This is a genomic window from Candidatus Limnocylindrales bacterium, assembly GCA_035626395.1.
In the GTDB taxonomy this organism is placed as follows: Bacteria; Desulfobacterota; Binatia; order UBA1149; family CAITLU01; genus DASPNH01.
In genome coordinates this window covers 62,750-89,341 of the sequence record DASPNR010000007.1, presented here as the reverse complement: position 1 = coordinate 89,341, position 26,592 = coordinate 62,750, and the positions used below count along the sequence as shown (strand labels likewise).

Genomic DNA, 26,592 nt, shown 5'->3' with positions numbered 1-26,592 from the left:
CGCGGGCACGGTGGCGGCCGATGCCGTCGCCGCCAGACCTGCCGATCCTTCAGCGCGTCTGCTTCCAATTCATCATCCGCTCTCTCGTGGAGGCGGCGTGCGTGCCGAGCACCTGCGTTCGGTTCTCGAGCTCGATGGCCGCCCGCAGCGAGGTTGCATCGATGTTGCGGTCGAGCACCTGCTTCGTCATCGCCACCGCGTAGCGGGTATTGGCGCGGATCTCTTCGGCCAGGCGCTGGCATTCCGGCAGCAGCTCCTGTTCACCCACGAGCCGGTTCGCCAGGCCGATCCGCAGGGCCTCTTCGGCATCGATCAGCCGTCCGGTCAGGCTCATCTCGAAGGCGTGGCCGGCGCCGACCACGCGCGGGAGCAGGAAGGACACGCCAACGTCGCAGCCCGAAAGCCCGAGCTTGACGAACGCAACGCTGAAGCGCGCCGCCGGTGCGGCGTAGCGAACGTCGCACGCCAGCGCCAGCGCCAGTCCGCCGCCGGCCGCAGCGCCATTGACGGCTGCGATCCAAGGTTGCGGCAATTCGCGAATGCGCGGCATGAGGCTGGCGATGCGCTCCTGCACGGCAAGGCCGCCTTCGACCGAATCGAGGCCCTCGGTGATGGTCCAGTTGCCGTACTCCTGCAGATCCAGACCAGCGCAGAAGCCGCGGCCCTCGCCAGTCAGAATGACCACACGGGCACGGCGTTCGCGCGCGAGCACGTCGACGCACGCGTGAAGGTCGTCGACCAGAGCGGGCGACAACGCGTTCAGGCGCGCCGGCCGCGTCAGAGTCAGCTCGGCGATCTCGGCATCCAGCGTCAAGCGGAGGTTGTCGGTGGCGAAGAGATTGTCGGGCATGGCAGGCTCCTTTCGCCTACATGCCCAAGGCTTCGGCCAGAGCCAAAGCGCGTTCTACTGACGGCGGCCCGCGCCGGCTTCGGCTCCGCCGGCCGGGCGCAGCGTGAAGTAGAAGGTCGCGCCTTCGTTCTCGGCGGACTCGGCCCAGATCCTGCCGCCGTGGCGATGCAGGATCCTTTGGACGGTGGCCAGGCCGACACCGTTGCCCTCGTAGTCGTGTGCATTGGGCAGGCGCTGGAAGACGCCGAACAGGCGCGTAGCCTCCTCCATGCGAAAGCCCACGCCGTTGTCACGCACGAAGACGACGACCTGCCCGGAATCGGAGCCGGCGGTGCCGATCTCGATGCGCGGCTCGCTTCGATCCCGCGAGTACTTCAGCGCATTGTCGATGAGGTTGGCGATGACCTGCTTGAGCAGCCCGCGGTCGCCGATCACCTCCGGCAGCGGCTGAACGTGCCACGTCACTCCCCGCTTGCGCGCCGGCAGCTCATAATCGCCGATGACTTCGCGCACGAGTTCGCCGAGATCCACGCGGCCTTCGCGCATCTCGGCGCGACCCGTGCGCGAAAACTGCAGGAAGTCGTCGATGAGCTTTCCCATCTCCACGCTGCTCTCGGTGATGACCTGCACGTACTTCTGCATCGCTTCGGGGAGCTTGCCTTTTGCGTCCTCCCTGAGCAGCTCCGCGAAGCCTCGGATGCGGCGCAGCGGAGCGCGCAGGTCGTGCGACACCGTGTACGAGAACGACTCGAGCTCGCGGTTGGCTTCCTCGAGCTCGCGTGAGCGGCGCGCCAACGTGTGATTGAGCTTGGCGGTACGCTCTTCGGTCCGCTTGCGCTCGGTGATGTCGAACGTCATCGCACGGCTCGCCAGGAAGCGGCCGTGACGGTCGACGACGGCGGTGGCGTTGAGCAGGATCGGGAACGTGGTGCCGTCCTTGCGCACCAGCTCGAACTCGACGTCTCTGGCCACGCCGGTCTTCTTCAGGCGTGGGAACGTCCTGGCGAAGGTCCGGCGGCTGTCGGGAGTCAGGATCTCGGGGAAGCGCTTGCGGCCGACGATCTCCTCTCGCGTATAGCCGATCCACGACAGCTCGGTCGCGTTCATCGCCACGATCAGGCCGTTCTCGTCCAGTGAGTGGTAACCGCACGGTGCGTGGTCGTAGAGGTCGGGCAGCTCGCGCTCATACTGCTTGTGCGCGATGCCGAGAGCGATGGCCGACGCCGCGAACTCCAGCGCCGCGAGCTCCGACTCCTCCAGCCGGCGTCTGGCAAAGACGGTGATGATGCCCTTGACGTCGCCCTCGAGCTCGAGCGGGTATCCGGCGAAGGCGGTGAAGCCGTGCCTGGCCAACCATTCCTGCTCCTCGATGCGCTCGTCGCCGATGGCTTCATTGGTGAACAGCGGCTCACCGCGTCTTGCGATGGTGGCGATGCCTGCCTTGCGCAGCGGCAACAGACGATCCGTCGTGATGTCGTCGGTGCCGACGTGGGCGCGCAGCTCGAGCTCCTGGCTGCCCGGCTCGAGCGTCCAGATCTGCGCAACGTCGACGTCCAGCTCGCGCGCCACGGACGATGCAATGTGCACGAGGATGTCTCGCAGCTCCTCGCGTCGCGCGAAGCCGAGAAGCACCTCGGCCTGCAGCGTCGCGTAACGCGCCTGGCGCTGCAGCGCACGCTCGTACGCTTTGAGGTCGGCGAGGTTGGCCTGAAGCTCGGAAGTGCGCATGGCAACGCGTCGCTCCAGTGTTTGCGTCAGCGCGCGCAGCTCGTTCTGCACCTCGATGCGACGGCGCGTGTCGATCGCCGCCAGGCGAATGGCGGCGAGGAGCAGGAGGAGGAAAGCGGTGACGCTGCCGGTGTGACCGATCATCGCGGCCGAATCGTTGGGCGCCGAGGAGCGGAGCATGACTGCCTCGCCCACGATCATGAGCACCGCCATCAGCGGGACAGCCTGCCAGATGGGATGGTGGGGGCGCAGCCACGAAGCCTGCACCGCCACCAGCGCCCAGAATACGGGAACGGCCAGCAGCAGCGGCCGGTGCATTCCGTACAGCGTCGGCTCCGCGTACGGCGCCAGGTTCCAGAACGTCGCCACCAGTGCCACCGCCAGGGTGCCCAGGATGATGCCGAGACCACGCATCGACTCGCGGGGGCTGCGCACGCGGGCGAGGACGATCATCAGCGCCAGAGGCAGGAAGTAGGCAGAGGGCGTCCACATCTTCGGCCGCAGGACCGCAGCCGACTGGGCGATCCACTCGAGGGAGCCCCACCATTCGAGACCACTGGCCAGGTGCAGAAGGTGCAGCAACGAACACGTGCCGAAGCTCATGGCCAGCGCGGGCAGCAGCTCGTCGCCGGAATGGCGGCCGATCTCGTACAGCAGTAGGGCCGCCAGCAGCGGCAACGCGAAGTTGGACGCATCGAGGAGGACGTGCAGCGCCGGAAAGTCGTTCAGGTGCGAGCCCAGTATCAGCAGGCTCAGGATGACGAAGCCGGCGGTGAGGAGCAGGAACGTTCGGAAGAGGCGCAGCTCCCCGAGCTTCGTGGGGACGCTGCCGGAGTGGACTTCTCCATCGGCCGCCTCGCCTTCGGTGCTGGCCGCTTTCGGCGGCGCAGCGAGGTCCTGATGGTATGGCGCAAGCATCGTTTCGGCCGGCGGCCACGGCCTCCAATCCGCGACGTCGCCTGCTTGTCCCTCGGCCTTACGGGATGCTTGCCACCCCGCCCGCAAGGCGTTCGCCCATGATGACTGTAGCGGCCCTTGCCGAGGCCGGATAGACGCCGCGCTTCGTACGGGCGTGGCGAGAACGGGAAAATGCGTCGTTGCACGCCCCCACGAGGTGTCCAGAGAGTGGACTTCGGCCGGCGAAGCGGTTAGCAGACGGCGCTACGGTCGCATAGCTCAGCTGGTTAGAGCGCCTGCCTCACATGCAGGAGGTCCCTGGTTCGAATCCAGGTGCGACCACCAGCGCTCTCCGTCACCTTTTCTGCGCCAGGCCCGGGAGGATCTCGAGCGGATCGTCCGCGAGATCCGCGCCGAGGGCGGCGAAGCTTCGCTGTGCTAGGCCGCGCTCCTGGAGGGCACGACGGACTCGGAGCTCGAGGAGATTTTCAACCATGCCGGCGAAGAGGATTACCGCGAGCTGGCGGCGCATCGATCGCATCGCCAGCGCATCGCTGATCCGGCGCTTCATCGCTTCCGGCGCGGTCTTTCATTTCGTGCAGTCCGAGCGGTACGCGCCGGCCGCCGATGGAGCGCGCCTCGCGCAGGGCAGCGCGATCTTCGATGCGCTGCACTCCTACCTCGAAGCGGAGCAGCGCTGATGGCGGGCCTGTCGCACAAAGAAGCGGCGCAGGGTGAGCCGGCGGGCGCTCGCGGGGACGGCACCGGTGCCAGGGGCGGCGCCGCGCGCAGCGAGCAACTCGTGCCTTATACGCTGCGCGAGCTGGTCGCCTACTTCCTCTACCTCGGCTACGCCGGCTTCGGCGGACCCATTGCGCTGGTCGGCTACATGCAGCGAGACCTCGTCGAATCGCGCCGCTGGTTCTCGATCGCGGATTACAAGGAGGGTCTGGCGCTGGCGCAGCTCGCACCGGGTCCTTTGGCGGCGCAGCTGGCGATCTATCTCGGCTGGATCGACTACGGTGTGCGCGGCGCATCGCTGGTGGCGCTGGCCTTCGTTCTGCCCTCGTTCCTGATGGTGCTGGTGGTCTCGGCCGTCTACGTCGCCTACGGCGGCCTGACCTGGATGCAGGGCGCGTTCTATGGGATCGGCGCCGCCGTCATCGCCATCATCGGACGCAGCGCGTGGAAGCTCACCAGAAGCACGCTCGGCAGCGACCGGCTGCTGTGGATCCTCTTCACCGTCAGCGCCGTCTCCACCATCGTCACCGAGTCCGAGATCGTCTGGTTCTTCCTCGCTGCCGGTGTCATCGCGCTCGCACGCACGCTGACGATGCGCGACGCTGCCACAGCCGCCTCGATCTGGCCGTGGCCCGTGCTGTTCTCGGGCATCCATGGCGAGGCCACGGGAGGAACGCTGTGGACGATCGCCTGGTATTTCTCGGAAGCGGGAGCGTTCGTCTTCGGGAGCGGCCTGGCCATCATCCCTTTCCTGCACGGAGGCGTGGTCAGCGAGTTCGGATGGCTCAACGAGCGCCAGTTCCTGGACGCCGTGGCGGTGGCAATGATCACGCCTGGCCCCGTGGTGATCACGGTCGCGTTCATCGGGTATCTGGTCGCCGGTCTGGCCGGCGCCACCATCGCCGCGGTGGCGGTGTTTCTGCCGTGCTACCTCTTCACGGTCATTCCGGCGCGCTACTTTAAGCGAGCGGTCCACGACGTGCGGGTGCGCGCGTTCGTCGACGGCGTCACGGCCGCCGCGGCAGGGGCCATCGCCGGCGCCGCCGTGGTGCTGGGACGGCGCGCAATCGTGGACGTGCCGACGCTGCTGATCGCGGCCGGCACCCTGCTCGCGCTCACGCGCATCAAGGGCGTGTCCGAGCCGCTGTTGATCGTCGGCGCCGGGGTCCTCGGCGTCGTCGTCACGATGGTCATGCAGTAGCTGCACGGGCGGGGGCGATGCGCGACAAGCCGCCAGCACCGGCATCCCGTTCCGCCGATCGCCCGCAGCCGCTCGCGATCGAACAAGGAGCAACGACGATGACGAGAAGGGAGACGCTTCGCCTCATGGCCATGACCGCGACCGCCGCGGTGACCGGACCCCCGACCAAAGGAGAATCCGCCATGCCGGAAAAAGCCGCATCTGCCGCGCCTTCGCCCGCCGAGCACGTCATCAAGCCGCTGCCCTTCGATCCCGCACGCATCGAAGGCCTGTCGGAGCGCCTTCTCGTTTCGCATCACCAGAACAACTACGGGGGCGCCGTCAAGCGGCTGAACCTGATCGAGCAGCGCATCCGCGAGCTTCCCGCCGACGCCGCTCCGTTTCAGATGGGTTCACTCAAGCGCGAGCAGCTCATTGCACGCAACTCGATGGTGCTGCACGAGCTGTACTTCGCCAACCTCGGCGGATCGGGCGGTGCCACCGGCGCTCTGGCGGAGTCGCTGCAGAAGAGCTTCGGATCCCTGCAGGCCTGGGAGAAGGACTTCCGTCTGACGGGGATGTCTCTCGGCGGCGGCTCGGGCTGGGTGTTTCTCTGCAGTGATCCTGCCACCGGCACGCTGTTCAACGCCTGGAGCTGGGACCACGGGCACTTCCCGGCCGGCGCACGGCCACTGCTCGTCATGGACATGTACGAGCACAGCTACCACATCGACTATGGCGCCGACGCCAAGAGCTACGTCGACGCGTTCTTCCGCAATATCCGATGGGAAGAGGTCGCCAGACGAATGAGTGCGCCGGCGTAGCCGCTGATCATCGCGATCAATCCGCCGGCTGAGGCGGCGGCGGCGTGTTCGCGCTTCATTGTCAGGAAGACGTTCGATGCAGGCAGCGGGCTAGTCGCCCATGAACGCCAGGTTGATCCCGCCGATGGCGATGGGAATGCCGGCGATGCGCCCGCCCTGCACTGCGCGCTGCCCGGGCTTACACTCCACGCCCGCCTTCTGCAGATAGGCGATGGTGGCGTCGAGGTCGGAGCTGCCGAAGGCGAGTCCCCACGGACCGCCGCTGACGGCGCCGGCGCCTGGCTTGGCGGGCCCGACGACTTCCAGAAGAGACGGCCCGATCTTGAGGAACGCGTAGTAGCGATCGTTCATCGCCGCGGTTCGGGAGCGCAAGCCGAAGTGACGTTCGTACGTCTGCGACACGGCCTTGGACGCGCTGACGTTGAGCACCAGATGATCGAGCCGGATGGCGCAGTTGGCGTGCTTGGGTACCGGCGGCGGTGTCTGCTTCTCGAGCCAGGTCGCGGCAGCCGGCGTCAGCTCCATCGGAATCTGCACGAGCGGCTCGCCCCACGCCTCGCAGCCTTCATGAAAGTCGCTCTCGGCGAGCTGCGCCACCGCCAGCGCCGAACGGTGCGGGTCGGCGCACGCCCACGTCCAGCCGAACAGTCCCGAGCCCACCACCAGACGCGCGCGGACCAGCTCGACCAGCGCCGTGGGCTCCGCGCCCGAATCGGCGGCGGCAAGGAAACGCACGCCGCCGCCGCCGAGGTCGATGTGCGCGGCCTGACATCCAAGCCACTCGTAAGGCGCCGACACCTCGAAGCCCAGCTTGCGCCATGCTTTCGATGTCGGCCCGAGCGATGGCACGGCCGCCAGAGCATAGCCGAAGGAGTCGACGACGTGCTCGGCAGGAAGCTTTCTCGGTTTGTCCGATGCCGGAAGCGGCGGCGCCGGCTCGCTGCGAAGCGCAATGTCGGCTGCAGGCGCGGCGGGTGCCGTCGGCTCCAGCTCCTTGCGCTTTTTCGACTTGAAGAACGGCAGCTTCATCGACGGAACGGAACTCGATCATCGCTGTGAGCGCGCAAGTCCAGGCGCGCTCGACATGGTTGACTGGCGGGATGTAACTCTTTACCCAGCGCAAAGACAAGGCAGGCTGCGCGCGCATTCGGCCGCTATCGCTGCGCGATTCCGCCTCGTCGCCGCAACGTGGACGAGCACTCCCTGTCCAGCGCTCTCGCTTCCTTTCTGACCCGGCGTTCAGCAGCGCCCGTCGAGGTCGGCTCGATCCGCCAGCTTGCCGGCGGCGCCTCGTGCCGCGTCTATTCGTTCGAGGCGCGCCAGCACGGTCGCGCGCCCCGCACGCTCGTGCTGCGTCTGGACGCCGACGGCGGCGCCGTCCGTAGCGACCGGCGCGAGGAGTTCGTGCTGCTGGCGGCGGCAGCGCGCTCGGGAGTCACGGTGCCTGCGGTTCATTGGTGCGGTGACGCGACCGAAGGCCTCGGCGGCGCCTTTTTCGTCATGGACCTCGTAACGGGCGAGGCCATCGCACGGCGCCTGCTGCGCGACGAGCGCTATGCGCAGACGCGAGCGGTGCTGCCGCGCCAGCTCGCACGCGAGGCCGCCCGCATTCATGACGTCGATCTGACCGCGCCTTCACTGGCGTTCCTTCGCGCGCGCGAGCCGTCGGGCCAGGATCCGCGCCGCTACGCGATGGCCGAGATCGACAAGTACCGTCAGATCCTCGCGGCCTTCTCTTGCGATCATCCCTACCCGCTGCTGCAGCTGACCGCGCGCTGGCTCGAGCAGAATGCGCCGGGCGTGCTGCGGCCTGCCCTCGTGCACGGTGATTACCGTGTCGGCAACGTGATGTTCGACGAGCGCGGGCTGACGGCGGTGCTGGATTGGGAGCTCGCGCACGTCGGCGATGCCGTCGAGGACCTCGGCTGGCTGTGCGTGCGCACGTGGCGCTTCGGCAACGACGACCTGGCCGCTGGCGGTCTGTGCTCGCGCGAGGAGCTGCTGGCGCACTATCGCGAGGAAGGCGGCGCGGACGTCGAGCCATCGCACCTTCTGTTCTGGGAACTGTTCGGCAACTGGAAGTGGGCCATCATCTGCCGCATGCAGGCGGAGCGTCACAAGGGCGGCAAGCACCCCGACGTCGAGCTCGCCGCGATCGGCCGCCGCCTGGCGGAAACGGAAGACGAGATCCTCAACCTCCTCGGAGTGGGGTCAGGTCTTGCATCTGAGCATCTCGCCGAAGCGACGACCGGCGACACGCAGGCTCGCACTGCCGGCGCGGCGTCCGCGGAGATCGGCGACACGCAGGTTCGCACCGCGGGAGCAGCGTCAGCCAAGCCCGGCGGCACACCGGCAGCGACCGCCGCCGCGCCATTGGCCATCGCCGCCACACCATCCGGCATCCTCGACGAGCCCTCCGCCATCGAGCTGCTCGAAGCGCTCGGCGCCTTCCTCAAGCACGAGCTCGCCGGCAGGCTCGAGGGCAGCGCGCACTTCAAGGCGCTGGTTGGCGCCAACGTCGCCGGCATCGTCGCGCGCGAGATCGCGCTGCGCCCGCATCATGCGGCGGCGCAGGCGCAGCGGCTGGCCAGTCTGCTGCAGCACGACGTCGAGCCGCATCAGCCTCGCGACCACGACCCGATGGCGCGTGAACTGTCTTTCGCGCTGTGCCGTCGCATCGAGGCCGGCCACGCCGACGCCGGCCCATGGCGCGAGCAGGTCCTCGCTCATCTTCGCGCCACCGTCGACGAGAAGCTGGCCATCGACAATCCCGCGCGCCTGGGCGGTAGCCGGCAACGGCCGTAGAGCCGTCGGGTGGAACGAAAACGCCCGGCGCCAGAAGGCCGCCGGGCGTTTCATTCGAGGAAGCGATGGCTGCGGTGAGCTACTCCGTCCCGTGCTCCCAGCTTGTCAGGTACTTCTTCTGCGCAGGCGTGAGCTTGTCGCACTGAATGCCCATGCTGGCCAGCTTGAGCGACGCGACCTGCTCCTCGATCTCGCGCGGAACCTTGTGCACCTTCACCTCGAGCCTGCCCTTGGCGCCCTGCTTGTACGCCCACTCGGCCGCCAGCGCCTGCGTGGCAAAGCTCATGTCCATCACCGAGGCAGGATGTCCCTCGGCGGCCGCCAGGTTCACCAGGCGCCCTTCGGCCAGCAGGAAGATGCTCTTGCCGCCGTCGATGATGTACTCGTCGACGTTGTTGCGCACGTTGCGGTTGATCTTCTTGGCCATGCGGGTCAGCGCCTTGACGTCGATCTCGATGTCGAAGTGGCCGGCGTTGCAGACCACCGCCCCGTTCTTCATCAGCGGGAACGTCTTCTCGTTCACCGTGTGCATGTCGCCGGTGACGCTGACGAAGATATCGCCTTCCTTCGCAGCCTTGGCCATCGGCATGACGCGGAAGCCGTCCATTGCGGCCTCGAGCGCGCGCATCGGATCGACTTCGCACACGACGACCTGGGCGCCCGATCCCGCCGCCCGCGCAGCCACACCGCGGCCGCACCAGCCGTAGCCCACCACGACCACGACCTTGCCGGCCATCAGCACGTCCGTGGCGCGGATGATGGCATCGATCGTGGACTGTCCGGTGCCGTAACGGTTGTCGAAGAGGTGCTTGGTGTCGGCGTCGTTGACCGCGACCACCGGAATTGTCAGGCGGCCGTCGGCCTCCAGCGCCTTGAGGCGAATGACGCCGGTGGTGGTTTCCTCCATCGACGCGATGACGCGGCCGGCGTACTGCGACATCGAGGTGTGCAGCAGCGAGACGAGGTCGGCGCCATCGTCCATGGTCAGGTTAGGCTCGTGCTCGATGCCTCGCGTGAGGTGGCTGTAGTAGGTCTTGGAGTCCTCGCCGCGAATGGCAAACGTCGGGATCCTGTCGTCCAGGCTGAGCGTGGCCGCCACGTCGTCCTGGGTCGAAAGCGGATTGGAAGCGCACAGCAGCACGTCGGCGCCGCCGGCCTTGAGCGTGCGCATCAGATTGGCGGTCTCGGCCGTCACGTGCAGGCACGCCGTCATCTTCGCGCCCTTGAGCGGCTTCTCCTTGCGGAAGCGCTCGGCGATCATATTGAGCACGGGCATGTCGCGCCCGGCCCAGTCCACCCGTTTCTTGCCCTCGGGTGCGAGCTTGGGGTCCTTGATGTCGTAAGGAGCGTTCTTTCCGTTCTTCGAGCCGTTTCGTGCCGCGTTTTTGGCCATGATTGCTTCCGATCGGCCCGAAGGCCGTTGATGATTTCGAGGTGAAAGGGAACGGGGCGGCAGCCGCGCGCCTTGGCGCGCATGCCGCGCCGCCCGTCGTGAGTTTCTCAGCCCAGCTTGGCTGCCAGATCCAGATTCTCCCAGGGGAAGAAGCCATCGACGGCGGGCCGGCCGAAGTGACCGTAGGCGGCCGTCTTGCGATAAATCGGTCGCTTGAGCTTGAAACGCTCGATGATCGAAGCGGGCCGCAGGTCCACTTCGTTGCGCAGCTTCTGCGCGATCGATGCGGGATCCTGACGGCTGGTGCCGAACGTATCGACGTGCACCGAGACCGGCTGCGCGACGCCGATGGCGTACGCCAGCTGCACCTCGCAGGCGCTGGCGGCGCCGGCGGCCACGACGTTCTTGGCCAGATAGCGCGCCATGTACGCGGCCGACCGGTCGACCTTGGAAGGGTCCTTGCCCGAGAACGCGCCGCCCCCGTGACGGCCCCAGCCGCCGTAGGTGTCGACGATGATCTTTCGTCCCGTCAGCCCCGAGTCGCCCGAAGGGCCGCCGACCACGAAGCGGCCGGTCGGATTGACGTGATAGACGGTGTCGGAATCGAGCAGCTCGGGCGGGATGATCGGCTTGATGACGTGCTCGCGCACGTCGGCAGTGATCTGCTCGAGAGTCGCCGACTCCTTGTGCTGAGTCGAGATGACCACGGTGGCGACGCGGGCGGGCCTGCCGTCACGATACTGAATGCTGACCTGCGACTTCGCGTCGGGGCGCAGGTAGGCGAGCTTGCCGCTGTGGCGCAGCTCGGCCAGGCGCGCGACCAGGCGATGCGAGAGCGAGATCGGCAGCGGCATGAGCTCGGTCGTCTGATCGCAGGCGTAACCGAACATGAGGCCCTGATCGCCAGCCCCCTGCTCCTCGTGCAGGCCCTGGCCGACGGTGACGCCCTGCGAGATGTCGGGAGACTGCGCAACCAGGCGCATCATCACTTCGGCGGTGTCGGCCTTGAAGCCGTCGGTGTCGATGTAGCCGATGTCGGCGATGACGCTGCGTGCGATCTTCTCGTAATCGACTTCGTGCTTGCTGGTGATCTCGCCTGCCATCACCACGAGGTCGGTGGCGACGAGCGTTTCGCAAGCGACGCGGCTGTGAGGGTCGCCGGCAAGATGCGCATCGAGGACGGCGTCGGAGATCTGATCGCAAACTTTGTCGGGATGGCCTTCGGAGACGGACTCCGAAGTGAAAATGAACTCGTCCACGGACATGGCCGGCTTAGCTACAGGGCACGGGAAGGGGGGTCAAACGTTCGCTACTCCGCGAAGTTGCGCATGATCAGGTCGCCCAGAGCGGCCACGGCGGCGTCGGCATCGGGCCCTTCGGCAGCCACCGTCACCTTGGTGCCTTTGTTGGCCGAGAGCGTCAGCAGATCGAGCACGCTGCGGGCATCGGCGCTGCCGCTGTCGGTGCGGATGGTGATGGTGGACTGGAACGGAGTGACGGTGCGCACGACCATCGCCGCGGCACGAACGTGCAGGCCGAGCTGATTGCTCACCACGAATTCCGCCGAAGCAGTTCCCATCGCCGGCCTACCGATCCTCCCTATCTGCGTCGCGGTGACGCACGCTGACGTCCACGCCGCGCTGGCGAAGGCGGCGGCCGATCTCCTCGGCGATGCACACCGAGCGATGACGCCCACCCGTGCAACCCAGGCCTATCGTCATGTAGGGACGACCTTCCACGCCGTAATGAGGTAGCACGAATTCGAGCAAGTTCATTACCCGTTCCAGATACTCGCCGGCCACGGCCGGCTCCAGAACGTAGCAGGCCACCTTCTCGTCGCGCCCCGTCAGCGGCCGCAGCTCGTCGACGAAATGCGGATTGGGCAGGAAGCGCACGTCCAGGATCATGTCGGCGTCGGGCAACGTGCCGTACTTGAAGCCGAAGCTCTTGAGCGTCACCGCCGGCCCGCGATAGGTGGCGGTCCCGGCGGCGAACTCCTGCAGCCGGCGTTTGAGCTCGTGCACGGTCAGACCGCTGGTGTCGATGACGAGGTCGGCCGTGCGCTCCAGCGGCGCGAGCATCTCGCGCTCGGCGCGAATGGCTTCGGGCACGTCGCGGCCGCCAGCCAGCGGATGCACGCGCCGGGTCTCCGAATAGCGCCTCACCAGCACCTCGTCCGAAGCGTCGAGGTAGACGACGGTTACCCGATGGCCGGCCTTCTCGAGCGCCTGGCGCACGCTTGGCCAGCTCTTGACGTAGGCGGCATCGCGCACGTCCAGGCCCAGGCCGACCTTGGGCTTGCCGGCTCGCGCATCGCTGCACAGCGCGACGAACTGGAAGACCAGCGCCGTGGGCAGGTTGTCGATGCAGTAGGTGCCGAGGTCCTCGAGCGCATGGATGGCGGTGGAGCGGCCCGAGCCGGACATGCCGGTGACGACGATGACCTCGACCGCACGACGGCCGGCCTCGCGCTCGTGCGGCCGCGACGCCTCGTGCGCCCGTTCGTCGCCCGAGCCGGCGCTCACGCCCTTGCCTCCCGCACGCTCTCTTCCTCCTCGAGCGCCGCCAGCACCTGCTCGGGCGAGCGCACCTCGAGCAGCTGGCGGCGCAGGCCGCCGTTGCTGAGCAGGCCCGCGATGTGCGAAAGCCACTGCACGTGCAGCGAAGGATCGGCCGCCGGCGACACCAGCACGAAGAACAGCGTGGTCGGCCGCCCATCCACCGATTCGAACTCGACGCCCTCGCGCGAGCGGCCGAAGCAGCAGATCACCTGGTTGCCGGTGGTGATCTTGGCGTGAGGGATCGCGATGCCGTCGGCGATGGCCGTGCTGCTGGCCTCCTCGCGCCGCACCAGCGCGTCGAGAAGATCCTCGTAGGAGATGTCGGCGCGATCGGCGGCGATCGGCGCCGCCAGCTTGGAGAGGATTTCGCGCTTGGTGGCCCCGGCAACGTCGAGCACGATGCAGGACGGCGAAAGAATGCTCGCCAGCCGCACCGTGCTTCTCAGCTGTTGGGCACGATCAGGCCGTAGTTCCCGTCGCGCCGGCGGTAGACGACGCTGATGCTGTTGGTGGCCGAATTGCGGAACACCAGGAACTCGGAGTGCGAAAGATCGAGCTGCAACACCGCGTCTTCCACCGACAGCGGCTTGGCCGGCATGCTGTCGGTCTCGATCACGCGCGGCCCGCCCTCGTCGTCGTGCGGTCCTAGCACATCTACGGGGATGTTGGTGGCGGCCTCCGGCGCGCTGGCGCGGCCCTTGCGGTCGTTGATGCGGTCCTTGTGCTTGCGAAGCTGCGCCTCGACCTTGTCGACGGCGAAGTCGATGGCTGAGTACATGTCATCGGATTCCGAATGGGCCGAGATGTCGAAGTTGGAAGCGTGGATGTTGATCTCGGCCTGAAAACGCTTGCGGTGGCCCGACGCCTCCAGGATCACGTGCGCCTCGACGGCGTTCTTCAGGTACTTGTTCGCAACCCGCTCGACCTTCTCGGTTGCGTAGGTGCGCAGCGCATCGCTGGCGTCCATGTGTCGGAAGGTGACCAAGATCTGCACGTTATCACCTCGCTGGCTGCAATCGGTTCCCGTCGAGACTCAATCGAGCGCGATGAGACGCTTTCGTCTGGACGAAGGCAGAATTCCCAGGCTCTCGCGGTATTTCGCCACGGTACGGCGAGCGATGTCAACGTTTTCCTTGGCCAGTTGCTCGCAGATGTACTGATCGCTGAAGGGTGAGCGCGGATCCTCCTGCGACAGGATGGTGAGGATCTTCTGCTTGACGCTTTCGGAGGAGACGTCGCCTCCGTCGGTGGCGCGCAGGCTGCTCGTGAAGAACCATTTGAGCTCGAACAGTCCCTGCGGCGTGTGCACGTACTTGCCCGAGGTCGCGCGGCTGACGGTGGACTCGTGCATGCCGATGTCGGCGGCCACGTCCTTGAGCACCATCGGCCGCAGCTCGCTGACGCCGTGGATGAGGAAGTCCTTCTGGAAGCGCACGATGCTCTCGACGACCTTGCGCAGCGTGCGCTGGCGCTGCTCGATCGACTTGATCAACCACATCGCCGAGCGGACCTTGTCCTGCAGGTAGCCCTTGGCTTCGCCGAGGCCGGTCTCGGACTTGCCGGTGAGCATCTCCTTGTAGTGCGAGTTGACCTGCAGCGCGGGCACGCCCTCGTCGTTGAGCGCGACCTGGAAGTCGTCGCCGATCTTGACGATGTAGGCGTCGGGCGTGATGTAGCGCGTCTCGGAGGCGCCGAAATTGCGGCCCGGCCGCGGGTTGAGCGACCGGATGATGCGATGGGCCTCGACGATCTCGTGCTGGGTGGTTCCCAGGTCGCGCGCGATCCGGTCGTACTTCTGCGCCTCCAGCTCCTTCATGTACCGGTCCACGACCAGGACGCAGTAGTCGTCGGGCTCGTAGCCGATCAGCTTGAGCTGGACCAGGAGACATTCGCGCAGGTCGCGGCTGCCGCAGCCGGGCGGCTCCAGCTCCTGGACGATCTCGCGCGCCTCCTCGACCTGCTCGACCGTGGCCTCGGCCAGAAAGGCCAGCTCCTCGATCGTGCAGGCCAGGTAGCCGTCCTCGTCGAGGTTGCCGACGATGATGGTGGCGATGCGGCGCTCCTCATCGTTCATCATGATCAGGCCGAGCTGATCCAGGAGCGCTTCGGTAAGGGAGTCGTGCGGGGCGGTGGCGTTCTCGAAGAGGCGGTCGCGGTTGTCGTCGCGGTCGGAGCCGGCGCCGACCGAGCCGTGGATGTCGCCGGCGCTGTAGCGGTCCAGGTACTCGTCGATGTCGACCTGGCCTACTTCGGCCGCGGCCTCGGGCTCATGGTCGGCAGTGGGGAGCTCGGCGGCCTCGCTCTCGGTGGTCTCCAGGTCGCCGGTTCGCAGCTCCAGCTCGCGCACGCCCTCGGCGGCCTCCTCCAGAACCGGGTTCTGGCACAGCTCGTCGGCGATCATGATCTCGAGCTCGGGACGGGAAAGCTGCAGGATCTTGATCGCCTGCCGAAGCTGGGGCGTCATCCTGAGCTGCAGGGTCTGCTTGAGCTGTAAGCGCTGCTCGAGAGCCATGTCGTCTACGTCTGGGATCCTGTCCCGGGATTGCCCGACCTTGGATTGCGACGGCCACCACGGCCGTACGTGTCGAGCTTCATCCCGCTACGCGGTTCCTAGCACGGTTCCTGCTAGAGGCGGAACCGTTCTCCGAGATAAATCTCGCGAGCGCGGCGGCTCGACGCGATGTACTCGGGCGTACCTTCCTCCAACACCTTGCCCTCGTTGAGAATATAGGCGCGATCGCAGATCCGCAGCGTCTCGCTGACGTTGTGGTCGGTGATCAGCACACCGATCCCGCGCTTCTTGAGCTGCGCAATGATCGTCTGGATGTCGAGGACGGCGATTGGATCGACGCCGGCGAACGGCTCGTCCAGAAGCATGAACTTCGGCGAGATCACCAGAGCGCGAGCGATCTCGACGCGGCGTCGCTCGCCCCCGGACAGGGCGGCGCCCATCGTCTTGCGGACGTGCGTGACGCCGAGCTCCTCCAGTAGCGCCTCGAGGCGCTCGCGGCGCTGCGCTTCGTCCAGATCCAGGGTCTCCAGGATTGCCAGGAGATTGTCCTCGACGCTCAGGCGCCGGAACACCGAGGGCTCCTGCGGCAGGTAGCCGATGCCGGCACGCGCACGCTCGTACATCGGCATGCTGGAGAGCTCGTGGTCGCCGAGCACGATCGAGCCGCCCTCGGGCCGCTCGAAGCCGACCATCATGTGGAACGTCGTCGTCTTGCCCGCGCCATTGGGCCCCAGGAGCCCCACGACCTCGCCCTGGCGTACCTGCAGCGAGAGATGATCGACCACCACCCGGCCGCCGTAGCGCTTGAGCAGGCCGTCGGCGCGCAGGACCTGGCCCTGGCCGGCGTGCTCGGGATGGACGGCTTCGGCGGTGGTCACGGGTTCTTCCCGGCGGGCGCGGAATCCTCGCCCTTGCCGCCCTTCTTGCCGCCGCCGTCGGGCATGATCACGACTCGTACGCGGCCGGGAGGCGCGGCGCCCTCGGCCGTCTTGCCGGCCGGCGTGGTGGCGGGGCCGCCCTGCACCGTGGCGCGACCTTCCTTCAGGTAGACGACCACGCGCTCGCCCGACAGCACGTTGTTGCCGCTGCCGAGCCGCGCGTTCTGCGACAGGACGATGGTGCCGGCAGCCGGATCGTACTCGGCCAGCTCGCCGCGCGCGGTCTCGTCCTCGCGCAGCACCTCGACGTTGCCGCGCGCGGTGATCTTCTTCAGGCTGCGCTCGCCCTCCGGCTCGAAGGCGACGCTGATGTCGCGCGCCTTGATGACGACGCCCGCATGCTTGACCTCGACGTTGCCGGAGTAGAGCAGCAGCCCCTTGTTGTAATCGAACTCGAGCCGGTCGGCGGTCACGTCGATGGGCGAGGGCACGTCGGCGAGCTTGAGGTTGCGCGCCACGCCCGCCATCGACGACAGCGCCTCGTCCGTGTTCTTGACCGCGTTCTCCGCGCGCGCGCCCGCCGTGACGGTTGCGAGAGCGGCAGCGGATAGAAGCACCATGAAACCGCGCAGCCGCCGCCCGCGCAACGAGCGCGAGCCGCGGCGGGCGCTCGCGCCGAAGTCGCGCACCCTTCTCACCCCTGGCCTCCGTCGCGGGGGCGCAGGGTCATGCTGACGTCTCCGTTCATGACGACGTGGCGTTCTACCATGTCTATCGTGAGGTCTGTACCCGACAGGCTCATCTCCGCCGCTTCGAGATCGGCGCGCCCGCGCACCAGGATGCGATTGGTCGCGCGCTCGTAGGAAAGGTTCTCGGCCTCCAGCCGCAGCCGTCCCAGCTCGAAGCGCACCTTGCCCATGACCTCGACCGCCTGGACGTCGGTGCCGTCCAGGTACAGACGGCCCTTGTCGGCCGCCACCTCGCCGGCGCGCTCGCCGCCTTCGTAGAAGACGACCTTGGGCTCGATGATCTCGATGGCCTTGTCGTTCTTGTAGTAGCTGGCTTCGCTCGCCGAGACCTCCAGGACCTTGCGCCCCTCGCGCGTGATGACGCGATGGAAGTTGCGGATGCGCTGCAGCAGCTGCGGCAGCGCCTCGGCGGTGAAACGGCTCGCATCGAGCACGGACTCCAGGCGCCCGGGCCGTCCCATCGATAGTCCGACGGCGACGAGCCCCGCCACGAGCAGCCCCGCCAGGACGAAGCGCCACAGTCGACGGTTCATGCGATCACTCAGGCCACGCCGGCCTTGAGCAGGTCGTGCAGGTGCACCAGCCCGACCGGACGCCGCGCGCCGTCGAGGATGAAGAGCGAGGTGATCGAGTGCCGCTCCATCGTCGCCAGCGCTTCCTCGGCCAGCGCGGCGGCCTTCACCGTCTTGGGATTGCGCGTCATGACGTCGCAGGCGGTCTTGTCGGCGAGGTTGCCGTGGCGCAGCAAGGCGCGGCGGACGTCGCCGTCGGTGATCACGCCGAGCAGCGCGCCGTGTCCGTCGACCACGCCGGCCGTTCCCAGCTTGCCTTCGGTGATCAGCCGCAGCGTCTCCAGGAGCGGCATGCTCTCGGACACCAGCGCGATCGCGTCGGCGGCGTGCATGACCTCTTCGACGCGCAGGAGCTTGCGGCCGAGCGCGCCGCCCGGATGGAGCATCGCGAAATCGCTTTCGGTGAAGCCCTTGGCTTCCAGCACCGCCACCGCCAGCGCATCCCCCATCGCCAGCGTGGCGGTGGTGCTCGCCGTCGGCGCCAGATTCATCGGGCAGGCTTCGATGCGCACGCTGACGTCGAGGACGACGTCGGCCGCCTGCGCCAGCGGCGACCTGGTGCCGCCGGTGATCGCGATCAGCGGCAGCGCAAGGCGCTTGATCGCCGGCAGCAGTGCGAGCACCTCCTGCGTCGTGCCGCTGTTGGAGATCGCGATGCAGACGTCGCCGCGAGCGAACATGCCGAGGTCTCCGTGCACGCCTTCGCCGGCGTGCAGGAAGAACGCGGAGGTCCCGGTCGACGACATCGTTGCGGCGATCTTGCGGCAGATCTGGCCGGACTTGCCCATGCCCGTGACCACGACGCGGCCGTTGCAGGCGAGAATCAGATCGACGGCGCGGGCGAAGTCCTCGGTCAGCCGCTCGCCCATCTCCTGCAGGGCCTGGCATTCGATCGACAGAACGCGGCGCGCCGTGGCCAGCGCGGTTTGTGGATCGCTGCGCCTATTCATGGAGCGCCGTCATGCCGCGCCTCGTGGATGCGCAGAAGGGAGCGGAGAAGGTCGGGGAGATCGGCCAGCGGCAGCGAGTTGGGGCCGTCGCTGAGGGCCTGGTCGGGGTTCTCGTGGCACTCCATGAACAGGCCGTCGACGCCCACCGCGACGGCAGCGCGCGCCAGCGGCGCGATGAAGCGCCGCTCGCCGGCCGACTTGTCGCCGCCGGCGCCGGGAAGCTGCACCGAGTGCGTGGCATCGAAGATCACCGGTGCGCCGAGGGCGCGCATGATCACGAGCGAGCGGAAGTCGTTGACCAGGTTGCCGTAGCCGAACGTCGCGCCGCGCTCGGTCAGCATGATGCGCGACGCGTCCGCACCACGCTCGGCCTCGCGCGCCTTGCCGAGCGCGTGCTTCATGTCCCATGGCGCCAGGAACTGCCCTTTCTTGATGTTGACGGCCTTGCCCGTGGCCGCCGCCGCCTGCACCAGGTCGGTCTGCCGGCACAGCAGCGCCGGGATCTGCAGCACGTCGACGGCCTCGGCGGTGGGCGCGCACTGCGACGTCTCGTGCACGTCGGTCAGCACGGGCAAGCCGCTGCTCGCGCGCGCCTCGGCCAGGATCTTCAGTCCCTCCTCCATGCCGATGCCGCGAAAAGAGGCGTGCGAGGTGCGGTTGGCCTTGTCGAAGGAGGCCTTGAAGATGATGGGCACTCCCACCTGCGCGCTGATTTCGGCGAGCGCCGACGAATGCCGCATGACCGAGTCGCGCGATTCGATGACGCAGGGGCCGGCGATCAGGAAGAGCCTGCCCGCGCCCACTTCGACCGAGCGCGCGCCATCGCCGATGCGGAAAGGCCGGACTTCACTCATCGGTGCTGCCGACGACGCGAAGGCCCTTGAGCGGCGGCGTCTCGCGGCGGTGCTGCTTGTGGTGCAGGGCTGCGCGGATGAAGCCCTTGAAGATCGGGTGCGGATCGAGCGGCTTGCTCTTGAACTCGGGATGGAACTGGCAGGCCAGGAACCATGGATGTGCCGGGATCTCGATCATCTCGACCAGGTTGCCGTCGGGTGAGGTGCCAGACAGCGTCATGCCCTTCTTCTCGATCACCTCGCGATAGGCGTTGTTGAACTCGTAGCGGTGGCGGTGGCGCTCGCTGATCTTGCGCTTGCCGTAGGTGCGGTGCGCCAGCGTGCCTTCCTTGATCGCGCACGGATAGGCGCCAAGTCGCATCGTGCCGCCCTTGTCGGCCAGCGCCTGCTGCGCGACCATCAGGTCGATCACGGGATGCGGTGTCTTCGGGTCCGCTTCGGTCGTGTGCGCGCCCTCGAGGCCGCAGACGTGCCGGGCGAACTCGATCACCGCCATCTGCATGCCGTAGCAGATGCCGAGAAACGGCACACCGTTCTCGCGCGCATACCGCACCGCCGCGATCTTTCCTTCGGTGCCGCGCGGGCCGAAGCCCATCGGGACCATGATGGCGTCGGCCATGGCGACTTCGGCGAGAATGCCCTTGGTCTCCACTTCTTCCGAATCGATGTGGATGATGTCGACGGCGCAGTCGTTGGCCAGCCCGCCGTGCGTCAGCGACTCGTTCAGTGACTTGTACGAATCGGCGAGGTTGGCGTACTTGCCGACCATCGCGATGCGCACGCGGTCCTTCGGGTTCTCGAGCGTGTGCACCACGCGCTCCCACGCCACCAGCTTGGGTGCGCCGGTCCAGATGTGCAGCTTCTCGGTGATGCGGTTGTGCAGGCCCTGCTCCTGCAGCGCCAGCGGCAGCTTGTAGATGCTGTCGACGTCGCGCGCCTCCATGACCGACTTCTTGTCGACGTTGCAGAACAACGCGACCTTCTCCTTGACGCTGTCCGAGAGCGGGCGGTCGCAGCGCAGCAGCAGGATGTCGGGCTGGATGCCGAGGCCCGTCAGCTCCTTGACGCTGTGCTGCGTGGGCTTGGTCTTGATCTCGCCGGCGGCGCCGATGTACGGCACCAGCGTCAGGTGCACGAACAGCACGTTGTCGTGTCCGGCCTCGGCACGCATCTGCCGGATTGCCTCGAGGAAGGGCAGGCTCTCGATGTCGCCGACGGTGCCGCCGACCTCGCCGAGCAGGATGTCGCACCCTTCGGCAGCGGTGCGGATGCGGCTCTTGATCTCATCGGTGATGTGCGGGATCACCTGCACGGTGGCGCCGAGATAATCGCCGCGGCGTTCCTTCTTGATGACCTCGTAGTAGACGCTGCCGGTGGTGACGTTATTGCGCCGTCCCATGCCGTTGGTGATGAAGCGCTCGTAGTGGCCGAGGTCGAGGTCGGCCTCGTAGCCGTCGTCGGTGACGTAGACCTCGCCGTGCTGGAACGGGCTCATCGTGCCCGGGTCGACGTTGATGTACGGGTCCATCTTGAGCATCGAGACCTTCAGGCCCGAGCTCTCCAGCAGCGCGCCCATCGATGCCGAGGCCAACCCCTTGCCGAGCGCCGAGACCACGCCGCCGGTGACGAAGATGTATTTGGTGGGTCTGCCTTCCGTCGTGCTCATGATGGTCATCCTCTCATCGCGTTCGGGGCGGTCGGGCGCGCCCCTGCAGGCGCCGCGCAACGACGATGCTGCTCGGCCTCATACACCTTTCGGCTCCGTGGCCGCGAGCATGCGCCGCGCCGTCGCCAGATCCTCGGGTGTGTCCACTTCGATCGGCACGCCGGCGGCGCGTCGTACCACGCCGATGACGATTCCGTTCTCCAGCGCCCGCAGTTGCTCCAGGTTCTCGGCCTGCTCGGCCGGCGTCGGCGCCAGCTCGGCGAACCCGAGCAGGGTGCCGCGGCGGTACGCGTAGATGCCGACGTGGCGGTAGGCGCCGCGAAAACTGCCTGGATCGTCGCGGTGGTGCGGGATTGGCGCGCGCGAGAAGTAGAGCGCGCGCCCGCGCGCGTCACAGACGACCTTGACCACCGAGGGATTGCGGAATTCCTCCTCGCTCTCGATGGGCACCGCCACCGTTGCCAGGCCGAGCTCGGGATCGGCGCGCAGGCAGTCGATGAGCTCGTCGACCAGGGCCGGATCGAGCATGGGCAGATCTCCCTGGACGTTGACGATGATCCCGCAGTCGAGGGTGGCGGCGACCTCCGCCACGCGATCGCTGCCGCTGCGATGGTGCGCGGCGGTCATGACGACCTCGGCGGCCTCGGGCATGGCCTGGGCGATGCGGGCGTCGTCGGTGGCAATGAGGACGCGCTGCGGCAGAGCGGCCATGCGAGCGCGCGCCCAGACGTGCTCGATCAGCGGGCGGCCGGCCAGATCGGCCAATGGCTTGCCCGGCAGTCTCGTCGACCCGTACCGGGCTGGGATGACGACGACCGCGACGTCGTTGGTCGATGAAAGCATGGACGGGTGCTCGGCGTGGGCCGAGGGAACGCACACGCCTATAGCGACCGCCTCGCCGGCATGTCAAAGCGGCCATTGGGCAGGAAAAATCAGGCGCTTTGCGTCGCCTCCCATATGGGCGGTCGCCTTGACACCGTCTTCCATGCAGGGCTAGATTGCGCCTGATCGTTCGAATGAGGGGGCGGGAACGGGACCTAGCCTGCCGCCATTGTCCTAGGCAGCCTCTCGTGGCGCTTGGCGGATTCATGAAGGAGTACAGGTTGATGGAGAAGAACGCTCTCTGGAAACGCACGCTGGCTTCCGTTCTCTCGGCAAGTCTGGTGGCTGCGCAGGTTCCGACGGCGGGCGCGAGCGCGTCCGTGTATGGAACCGTCAAGGTGGCCGGCCCGGCCTGGGTGGCGGCCGATTCGCAGGAATGGTCCAAGGTTTCTTCCACCCGTCCGCTTCTCGCGGGTGATCGCATCAAAACGGGTGATCAGGGTTACGTGCTCGCCGACCTCGGCTCGCAGGGCACCATCGGCATGTACTCGGGCGCCGAGGTGCGCACGACGGGCACCGCCGATGCCGCCGTGGTCGGCGTCGAGAAGGGCAAGGTCGCCTTCCACGTCAATGAGGCCTCGCCGCTGCAGGTGGCGGCCGGCAACGCGCAGGTGAAGGCCACCGGCGCCGCCGACGGCTATGTCGACACGATCCAGGGCCGCCCCACGCTGACTGTCGAAAGCGGCACCTTCCAGGTCGCGATGGCCAGCGGCAAGCAGATTCAGGTCAAGGCCGGTGAGCGCGTGTGGCTCGACGAGCCGGTCAAGGTCGCCGGCGCCTACGGCGAGCCCGAGCGCCCCGAGGAGCTTCCGGCTCCTCCTCCCCCTCCGGCGGCCGAGCCCGTCGTCGAGGAAGAGAAGAAGGGCATGGTCGCTGTCTGGATCATCGGCGGCGTGGCCCTGGCGGCCGTGGCCGCGGTGGTGCTGGCGACTACGCTGGATGACGACGACGACGACGACGACAACTGCGCGAGCCCGCCCTGCGATAACGACTGAGTAAGCGCAAGCTGATTCAGACACAGCGCGCCGCCACTGTACGAACGGTGGCGGCGCGCTTTTTTTTGTGGCACTCCCGTGGGCTTAGTTCCGGAGGTCGTTTGATATCGATGCCTCGATCCACGCCTCGCTGGCCACTCGCATCCACGCTCGCCATCGCGCTGCTTGCAGCCATCTGCGGCGGGTGCGCACCTCAAAACCCACGAACGGCACTGGCTCGGTCGAACGAGGCAGTCAAGCAGACCGAGATCGACAATTTCAACGATTCGCTTCAGCTCCTCGCGGCGCAGGCTGCTCACGTTTCGGGCGAGTACAAGATCGGTCCGGAGGATCTGATCGAGGTCACCTTCTACGATATCGAGGACACCGCAGGCGATCCTCGCGTCGTGACGGCCCGCGTATCCAATTCGGGCTTCATTACGTTGCCCTACATCGGGAAAGCGCAGGCCGCGGGCTACGATCCGATCGAGCTCGAGGAGGCGCTCCGGGTCCAGTACAAGCGATTCATCCACGAGCCGCAGATCACGGTCCACATCCAGGAGTACCGCAGCTTTCGCGTCTCCGTCGTCGGCAACGTCAAGACGCCGGGAGTGCTCGAACTGCGCGGCAGAAAAACTCTGCTCGAGGCACTGGCAATGGCGGGCGGCTTAGACCCGGACGCCGGTCGCTCGGTGCGGCTGACCCGCGTCGGCAACCAGGATGCGCAATCGGTGCTGATCGATCTGGATCAACTCGCACAGACCGGCGATGCGCGCCTGAACCCGTCACTCGTTCCCGGTGACGTGATCAACGTGCCGAAGGCCGGCATCTTCTACGTCGAGGGCATGGTCAACAAACCCGGCGCCTACCCGCTCCTGACGGAGACGACGGTCACACAGGCGCTCGTGGTGGCCGGTGGCGTCGACTTCGACCTGTCACGGGCGTCGGGAACCACGGTTTATCGCAAACGACCCGATGGCGAGCGCGAGGCCATTGCGATCGATATCGCAGCGATCCAAGCCGGCCGGGCCCCCGACATGGTCGTTACCGCAGACGATGTGATCGTGGTTCCTATGTCGGGCGCGAAGCTGGTAGTCGACAAGTTCATGGGACTTTTCCGGGTAGGCGTGAGCGCCGCTACCTTCTGATTTCGCGGACGGCTCGCGCGCCGGACATGGAGAGCTGACGACGATGGACAGGAACGACGGAAGGAGCCTGACGCCGCGGAACGATCCGCCCGTCAACCCAGGCGCTGATCCTCCGGGCCCCTGGCGGGGCTACCAAGCCGGCCCCCCAGATGCCTTCCGCTATGGCGAAAGCTACATGGTCGTCGAGGAGGAGGTCTCGTACCGCCATTACCTCGACTTCCTGCTGCGTCGCAAATGGACAATCGCCGCCGCAACCACCGTATGCCTGGTCACGGCGTTGATCTACTCGCTCGCAGCCACGCCGACATACCGCTCCCGGACCGTGCTGCAGATTCAGCCCAACGGGCCGAACATCGTCGACTTCGCCTCCAGCATCCAGCAGAGCATCAACCAGGTTCAAGCCTACAAGGATTTTTTTCAGACCCAGTATTCGGTGCTCTCCAGCCGCGCACTTGCCAGCAGGACGGTCGACGCGCTGCGCCTTGCGGAAGAGCCGCTCTTCAATCCTCAGCTGAAGGAAAAAGGCGCCCTGGGCTCCTTCAAGGAGTGGCTCGTCGCGCTGCTGCCGGACGATAGCGCCGACGAACAGGTGGACGAGAAGACTGCGGCAGAGCGCGAACACAAGATGCTCGTCGACCTTCTGCTCAGCAACGTCATCGTTTCACCGAAGGAGGAATCCTACCTCGTCGAGGTCGCGTACATCGCGGAGGACCCGAAGCTGGCGCAGCGGATCGTATCGACGATGGCCAAGCAGTACGTCGAGCTGACGATGGACCAGAGCATCGGCTCGGCTGCCACGGCGAAGGACTTCATCGAGCAGCAACTCACCGTCACCAAGAGCCGCCTGGAGGAATCCGAGGTGGCACTGCAGGCGTTTGCCAAGGGCAAGGACATCTACGCGATCGAAGAGGAGGATAAGGTCCTGCGTGATCGCCTGGACGATCTGAGCAAGCGCGTGACCGAGGCCGAAGCGGAGCGAATCCGGCTGGAGGCGGAGCACCTGCAGGTCCAGGGGCCGATGCGCGCGAGCATGCCGGGAATCATCGACAACCCCCTGCTCAAGACACTCAAGGATCAGTTGTCCGAGGCCGAGGCCGAGCTCGCGCTGCTCCGCCAGACTTTCTCCAACGAGTTTCCAGACGTCCGCAGCATGGCCGCGAAGGTGGCCTCACTGCAGAAGCAGCTCAAGGAGACCGAGCAGGGACTGGTCAACAGCGTGGCCAGCGCCTACCAGACGGCGGTACAGCGCGAGAAGGATCTGCGCAAGACCCTGGATGAGCACCAGGCGGCAGTCGCGGACTTCGAGGCCAAGTCGGTCATGTTCAACATCATGAAGCGCGACATCGACACCAACCGGCAGCTCTACGAGAACCTGCTGTCGCGCTACAAGGAAATCGAGGTCGCCGGAGCGATGCGCGCCTCCAACATCACGGTGCTCGACCAGGCGGAAGTGCCGCTCAAGCACCACCGTCCGTTGCTCGCGCTCAATCTCGCGCTCGCGCTCGTGGTCGGCTTGTTCGGTGGAGTCGGAGTGGCGGTGTCGCAGGAGTACCTCGACGATACGGTCAAGAGTCCCGAGGACGTGGAACGGGCCGCGAGGCTCGCCACGCTGGCCGCCGTTCCCGTTTTTGCCGCCCCGGAAGACACGGCCGCTATGACGACCTATTCGCCGGATCGGCAGGTTGCGGTACTGCCGACATCGGCCGGTGCCGAGGCTGTGCGTACGTTGAGAGCGTCGTTGATGCTCGCAGCTTCGGGCGGCCTGCCGACGCGCCTCCTCGTCACGAGCTCGGCTCCAGGCGAAGGCAAAACGTGCCTTACCACCAATCTCGCGCTGGCTTTCGCCCAGATGGGCAAGCGCGTCATGTTGATGGACTGCGACTTGCGCAAGCCGCGCGTCCATAACGCGCTCGGCCTCGACAACGCCGCCGGGACGAGCAGCTACCTTACGGGAAACGCGCAGCTCGCAGACATCATCCGCGAGAGCGGTCACCCAGGCTTGCACGTGATCACGGGCGGGCCTCCCGCGCCCAATCCGGTCGATCTTCTCGGCTCGCCCCTGCTCGCCGAGCTACTGGACGAGCTCGAGGCTCGTTACGACCTCATCCTGTTGGATGCGCCGCCGACCCTCGGCTTCGCTGACGTACCGACGCTCGCGAATCGCGCAGGCGGCGCATGTCTGCTGGTGGCACAAGCCGGCTCGACTCCGCGTCACGTGCTCAAGCATGCATCGGAATATCTCTTGCGCATGCAGTCCAAGGTGCTGGGCGTGGTCCTGAACAAGGTCTCGACGCGCGGCTCGAGCTACTCGTACTACGGTGGCTACTACGGCTACGGGTACGGCAGCCACTACGGCGTGCCTTACAGCAGCGCGGATCAGGCCAAGGTAGGACGCTTGGGCAGCGGTACGTCCGCCTGAAACCCCGGT

Annotated in this window: 24 protein-coding genes and 1 tRNA gene; 8 read left to right on the top strand and 17 right to left on the bottom strand. The window is 66.9% G+C overall.

All coding sequences use genetic code 11. The features are described from left to right. Positions 1-49: 49 nt before the first annotated feature. Positions 50-850 (bottom strand): enoyl-CoA hydratase/isomerase family protein, encoded by an 801-nt coding sequence (locus VEC57_03745; GenBank protein HYB98227.1) that lies wholly within the window; start codon positions 848-850, stop codon positions 50-52. Between the two features lie 54 nt (positions 851-904). Continuing rightward, a complete protein-coding gene (locus tag VEC57_03740) occupies positions 905-3,496 on the bottom strand; it encodes an ATP-binding protein (protein ID HYB98226.1) in 2,592 nt (863 codons plus the stop codon). Between the two features lie 247 nt (positions 3,497-3,743). On the opposite strand from VEC57_03740, the gene VEC57_03735 reads away from it, so the two are divergent. The 4 genes from VEC57_03735 (at position 3,744) to VEC57_03720 (ending at position 6,220) form a co-directional block, all read left to right on the top strand. Next, positions 3,744-3,820, top strand: a tRNA-Val gene (locus VEC57_03735). A gap of 149 nt (positions 3,821-3,969) precedes the next feature. Further along, on the top strand, positions 3,970-4,176 hold the full coding sequence (locus VEC57_03730) for a chromate resistance protein ChrB domain-containing protein (protein ID HYB98225.1): 207 nt from the start codon (positions 3,970-3,972) through the stop codon (positions 4,174-4,176). Beyond that, positions 4,176-5,417 carry a chromate transporter gene (locus VEC57_03725; GenBank protein HYB98224.1) on the top strand — a complete coding sequence of 414 codons (1,242 nt, stop codon included), beginning with the start codon at positions 4,176-4,178 and terminating at the stop codon, positions 5,415-5,417. The genes VEC57_03730 and VEC57_03725 overlap by 1 nt, the downstream gene beginning before the upstream one ends. Positions 5,418-5,599: 182 nt before the next feature. Then, the gene (locus VEC57_03720) at positions 5,600-6,220 is read left to right on the top strand and encodes a Fe-Mn family superoxide dismutase (GenBank protein ID HYB98223.1); all 621 of its coding nucleotides are present in this window, start codon (positions 5,600-5,602) and stop codon (positions 6,218-6,220) included. A 90-nt stretch (positions 6,221-6,310) separates the two neighbouring features. On the opposite strand, the gene VEC57_03715 is transcribed toward VEC57_03720, so the two are convergent. Beyond that, on the bottom strand, positions 6,311-7,249 hold the full coding sequence (locus VEC57_03715) for a VOC family protein (GenBank protein HYB98222.1): 939 nt from the start codon (positions 7,247-7,249) through the stop codon (positions 6,311-6,313). Positions 7,250-7,408: 159 nt separating this feature from the next. Between VEC57_03715 and VEC57_03710 the strand changes: the two genes are divergently transcribed. After that, the gene (locus VEC57_03710; GenBank protein ID HYB98221.1) at positions 7,409-9,025 is read left to right on the top strand and encodes a phosphotransferase family protein; all 1,617 of its coding nucleotides are present in this window, start codon (positions 7,409-7,411) and stop codon (positions 9,023-9,025) included. A gap of 79 nt (positions 9,026-9,104) precedes the next feature. On the opposite strand, the gene ahcY is transcribed toward VEC57_03710, so the two are convergent. From ahcY to kdsB, 14 genes are all read right to left on the bottom strand, one after another. Then, a complete protein-coding gene (gene ahcY / locus VEC57_03705; GenBank protein HYB98220.1) occupies positions 9,105-10,418 on the bottom strand; it encodes an adenosylhomocysteinase in 1,314 nt (437 codons plus the stop codon). Positions 10,419-10,525: 107 nt separating this feature from the next. After that, positions 10,526-11,683 (bottom strand): methionine adenosyltransferase, encoded by a 1,158-nt coding sequence (metK, locus tag VEC57_03700; GenBank protein ID HYB98219.1) that lies wholly within the window; start codon positions 11,681-11,683, stop codon positions 10,526-10,528. A 44-nt stretch (positions 11,684-11,727) separates the two neighbouring features. Then, positions 11,728-11,997: an HPr family phosphocarrier protein gene (locus VEC57_03695; protein HYB98218.1), complete on the bottom strand. Its 270-nt coding sequence runs from the start codon at positions 11,995-11,997 to the stop codon at positions 11,728-11,730. A 7-nt stretch (positions 11,998-12,004) separates the two neighbouring features. Beyond that, positions 12,005-12,943, bottom strand: coding sequence for an RNase adapter RapZ (gene rapZ / locus VEC57_03690; protein ID HYB98217.1), 939 nt, complete (start codon positions 12,941-12,943; stop codon positions 12,005-12,007). After that, positions 12,940-13,413: a PTS sugar transporter subunit IIA gene (locus tag VEC57_03685; GenBank protein ID HYB98216.1), complete on the bottom strand. Its 474-nt coding sequence runs from the start codon at positions 13,411-13,413 to the stop codon at positions 12,940-12,942. Before VEC57_03685 ends, rapZ begins: the two co-directional genes overlap by 4 nt. Positions 13,414-13,421: 8 nt before the next feature. Beyond that, a complete protein-coding gene (gene raiA, locus VEC57_03680) occupies positions 13,422-13,973 on the bottom strand; it encodes a ribosome-associated translation inhibitor RaiA (GenBank protein ID HYB98215.1) in 552 nt (183 codons plus the stop codon). 39 nt (positions 13,974-14,012) lie between these two features. After that, entirely contained in the window at positions 14,013-15,491 is a 1,479-nt protein-coding gene (rpoN, locus tag VEC57_03675) for an RNA polymerase factor sigma-54 (GenBank protein ID HYB98214.1), read from the bottom strand. Between the two features lie 113 nt (positions 15,492-15,604). After that, positions 15,605-16,369, bottom strand: a complete 765-nt coding sequence (gene lptB, locus VEC57_03670) for an LPS export ABC transporter ATP-binding protein (GenBank protein ID HYB98213.1) — start codon at positions 16,367-16,369, stop codon at positions 15,605-15,607. Beyond that, positions 16,366-17,067: an LptA/OstA family protein gene (locus tag VEC57_03665; GenBank protein HYB98212.1), complete on the bottom strand. Its 702-nt coding sequence runs from the start codon at positions 17,065-17,067 to the stop codon at positions 16,366-16,368. The genes lptB and VEC57_03665 overlap by 4 nt, the downstream gene beginning before the upstream one ends. Continuing rightward, on the bottom strand, positions 17,064-17,651 hold the full coding sequence (lptC, locus tag VEC57_03660) for an LPS export ABC transporter periplasmic protein LptC (protein HYB98211.1): 588 nt from the start codon (positions 17,649-17,651) through the stop codon (positions 17,064-17,066). The genes VEC57_03665 and lptC overlap by 4 nt, the downstream gene beginning before the upstream one ends. A gap of 8 nt (positions 17,652-17,659) precedes the next feature. Continuing rightward, positions 17,660-18,640, bottom strand: coding sequence for a KpsF/GutQ family sugar-phosphate isomerase (locus VEC57_03655; GenBank protein HYB98210.1), 981 nt, complete (start codon positions 18,638-18,640; stop codon positions 17,660-17,662). Beyond that, complete coding sequence (kdsA, locus tag VEC57_03650) at positions 18,637-19,494, bottom strand: 3-deoxy-8-phosphooctulonate synthase (protein ID HYB98209.1); 858 nt, start codon at positions 19,492-19,494, stop codon at positions 18,637-18,639. Before kdsA ends, VEC57_03655 begins: the two co-directional genes overlap by 4 nt. Further along, positions 19,487-21,160: a CTP synthase gene (locus tag VEC57_03645; protein ID HYB98208.1), complete on the bottom strand. Its 1,674-nt coding sequence runs from the start codon at positions 21,158-21,160 to the stop codon at positions 19,487-19,489. The genes kdsA and VEC57_03645 overlap by 8 nt, the downstream gene beginning before the upstream one ends. 78 nt (positions 21,161-21,238) lie before the next feature. Beyond that, positions 21,239-22,003 (bottom strand): 3-deoxy-manno-octulosonate cytidylyltransferase, encoded by a 765-nt coding sequence (kdsB, locus tag VEC57_03640; GenBank protein HYB98207.1) that lies wholly within the window; start codon positions 22,001-22,003, stop codon positions 21,239-21,241. Between the two features lie 263 nt (positions 22,004-22,266). On the opposite strand from kdsB, the gene VEC57_03635 reads away from it, so the two are divergent. The 3 genes from VEC57_03635 to VEC57_03625 all read left to right on the top strand — a co-directional run bounded on the left by VEC57_03635 (position 22,267) and on the right by VEC57_03625 (position 26,583). Further along, a complete protein-coding gene (locus VEC57_03635) occupies positions 22,267-23,037 on the top strand; it encodes a hypothetical protein (protein ID HYB98206.1) in 771 nt (256 codons plus the stop codon). A 110-nt stretch (positions 23,038-23,147) separates the two neighbouring features. Next, positions 23,148-24,164, top strand: a complete 1,017-nt coding sequence (locus VEC57_03630) for an SLBB domain-containing protein (GenBank protein ID HYB98205.1) — start codon at positions 23,148-23,150, stop codon at positions 24,162-24,164. 43 nt (positions 24,165-24,207) lie between these two features. Continuing rightward, complete coding sequence (locus tag VEC57_03625) at positions 24,208-26,583, top strand: polysaccharide biosynthesis tyrosine autokinase (GenBank protein HYB98204.1); 2,376 nt, start codon at positions 24,208-24,210, stop codon at positions 26,581-26,583. The last annotated feature ends 9 nt before the right edge of the window (positions 26,584-26,592 follow it).

Coding starts and splice junctions, on each gene's coding strand:
- VEC57_03720 (HYB98223.1), top strand. CDS start 5,600: ATGCCGGAAAAAGCCGCATCTGCCGCGCCTTCGCCCGCCGAGCACGTC.
- kdsB (HYB98207.1), bottom strand. CDS start 22,003: ATGCTTTCATCGACCAACGACGTCGCGGTCGTCGTCATCCCAGCCCGG.
- metK (HYB98219.1), bottom strand. CDS start 11,683: ATGTCCGTGGACGAGTTCATTTTCACTTCGGAGTCCGTCTCCGAAGGC.
- VEC57_03645 (HYB98208.1), bottom strand. CDS start 21,160: ATGAGCACGACGGAAGGCAGACCCACCAAATACATCTTCGTCACCGGC.
- VEC57_03730 (HYB98225.1), top strand. CDS start 3,970: ATGCCGGCGAAGAGGATTACCGCGAGCTGGCGGCGCATCGATCGCATC.
- ahcY (HYB98220.1), bottom strand. CDS start 10,418: ATGGCCAAAAACGCGGCACGAAACGGCTCGAAGAACGGAAAGAACGCT.
- VEC57_03635 (HYB98206.1), top strand. CDS start 22,267: ATGGAGAAGAACGCTCTCTGGAAACGCACGCTGGCTTCCGTTCTCTCG.
- VEC57_03655 (HYB98210.1), bottom strand. CDS start 18,640: ATGAATAGGCGCAGCGATCCACAAACCGCGCTGGCCACGGCGCGCCGC.
- VEC57_03630 (HYB98205.1), top strand. CDS start 23,148: ATGCCTCGATCCACGCCTCGCTGGCCACTCGCATCCACGCTCGCCATC.
- VEC57_03725 (HYB98224.1), top strand. CDS start 4,176: ATGGCGGGCCTGTCGCACAAAGAAGCGGCGCAGGGTGAGCCGGCGGGC.
- VEC57_03695 (HYB98218.1), bottom strand. CDS start 11,997: ATGGGAACTGCTTCGGCGGAATTCGTGGTGAGCAATCAGCTCGGCCTG.
- lptC (HYB98211.1), bottom strand. CDS start 17,651: ATGAACCGTCGACTGTGGCGCTTCGTCCTGGCGGGGCTGCTCGTGGCG.
- kdsA (HYB98209.1), bottom strand. CDS start 19,494: ATGAGTGAAGTCCGGCCTTTCCGCATCGGCGATGGCGCGCGCTCGGTC.
- VEC57_03740 (HYB98226.1), bottom strand. CDS start 3,496: ATGCTTGCGCCATACCATCAGGACCTCGCTGCGCCGCCGAAAGCGGCC.
- VEC57_03625 (HYB98204.1), top strand. CDS start 24,208: ATGGACAGGAACGACGGAAGGAGCCTGACGCCGCGGAACGATCCGCCC.
- VEC57_03715 (HYB98222.1), bottom strand. CDS start 7,249: ATGAAGCTGCCGTTCTTCAAGTCGAAAAAGCGCAAGGAGCTGGAGCCG.
- VEC57_03745 (HYB98227.1), bottom strand. CDS start 850: ATGCCCGACAATCTCTTCGCCACCGACAACCTCCGCTTGACGCTGGAT.
- rpoN (HYB98214.1), bottom strand. CDS start 15,491: ATGGCTCTCGAGCAGCGCTTACAGCTCAAGCAGACCCTGCAGCTCAGG.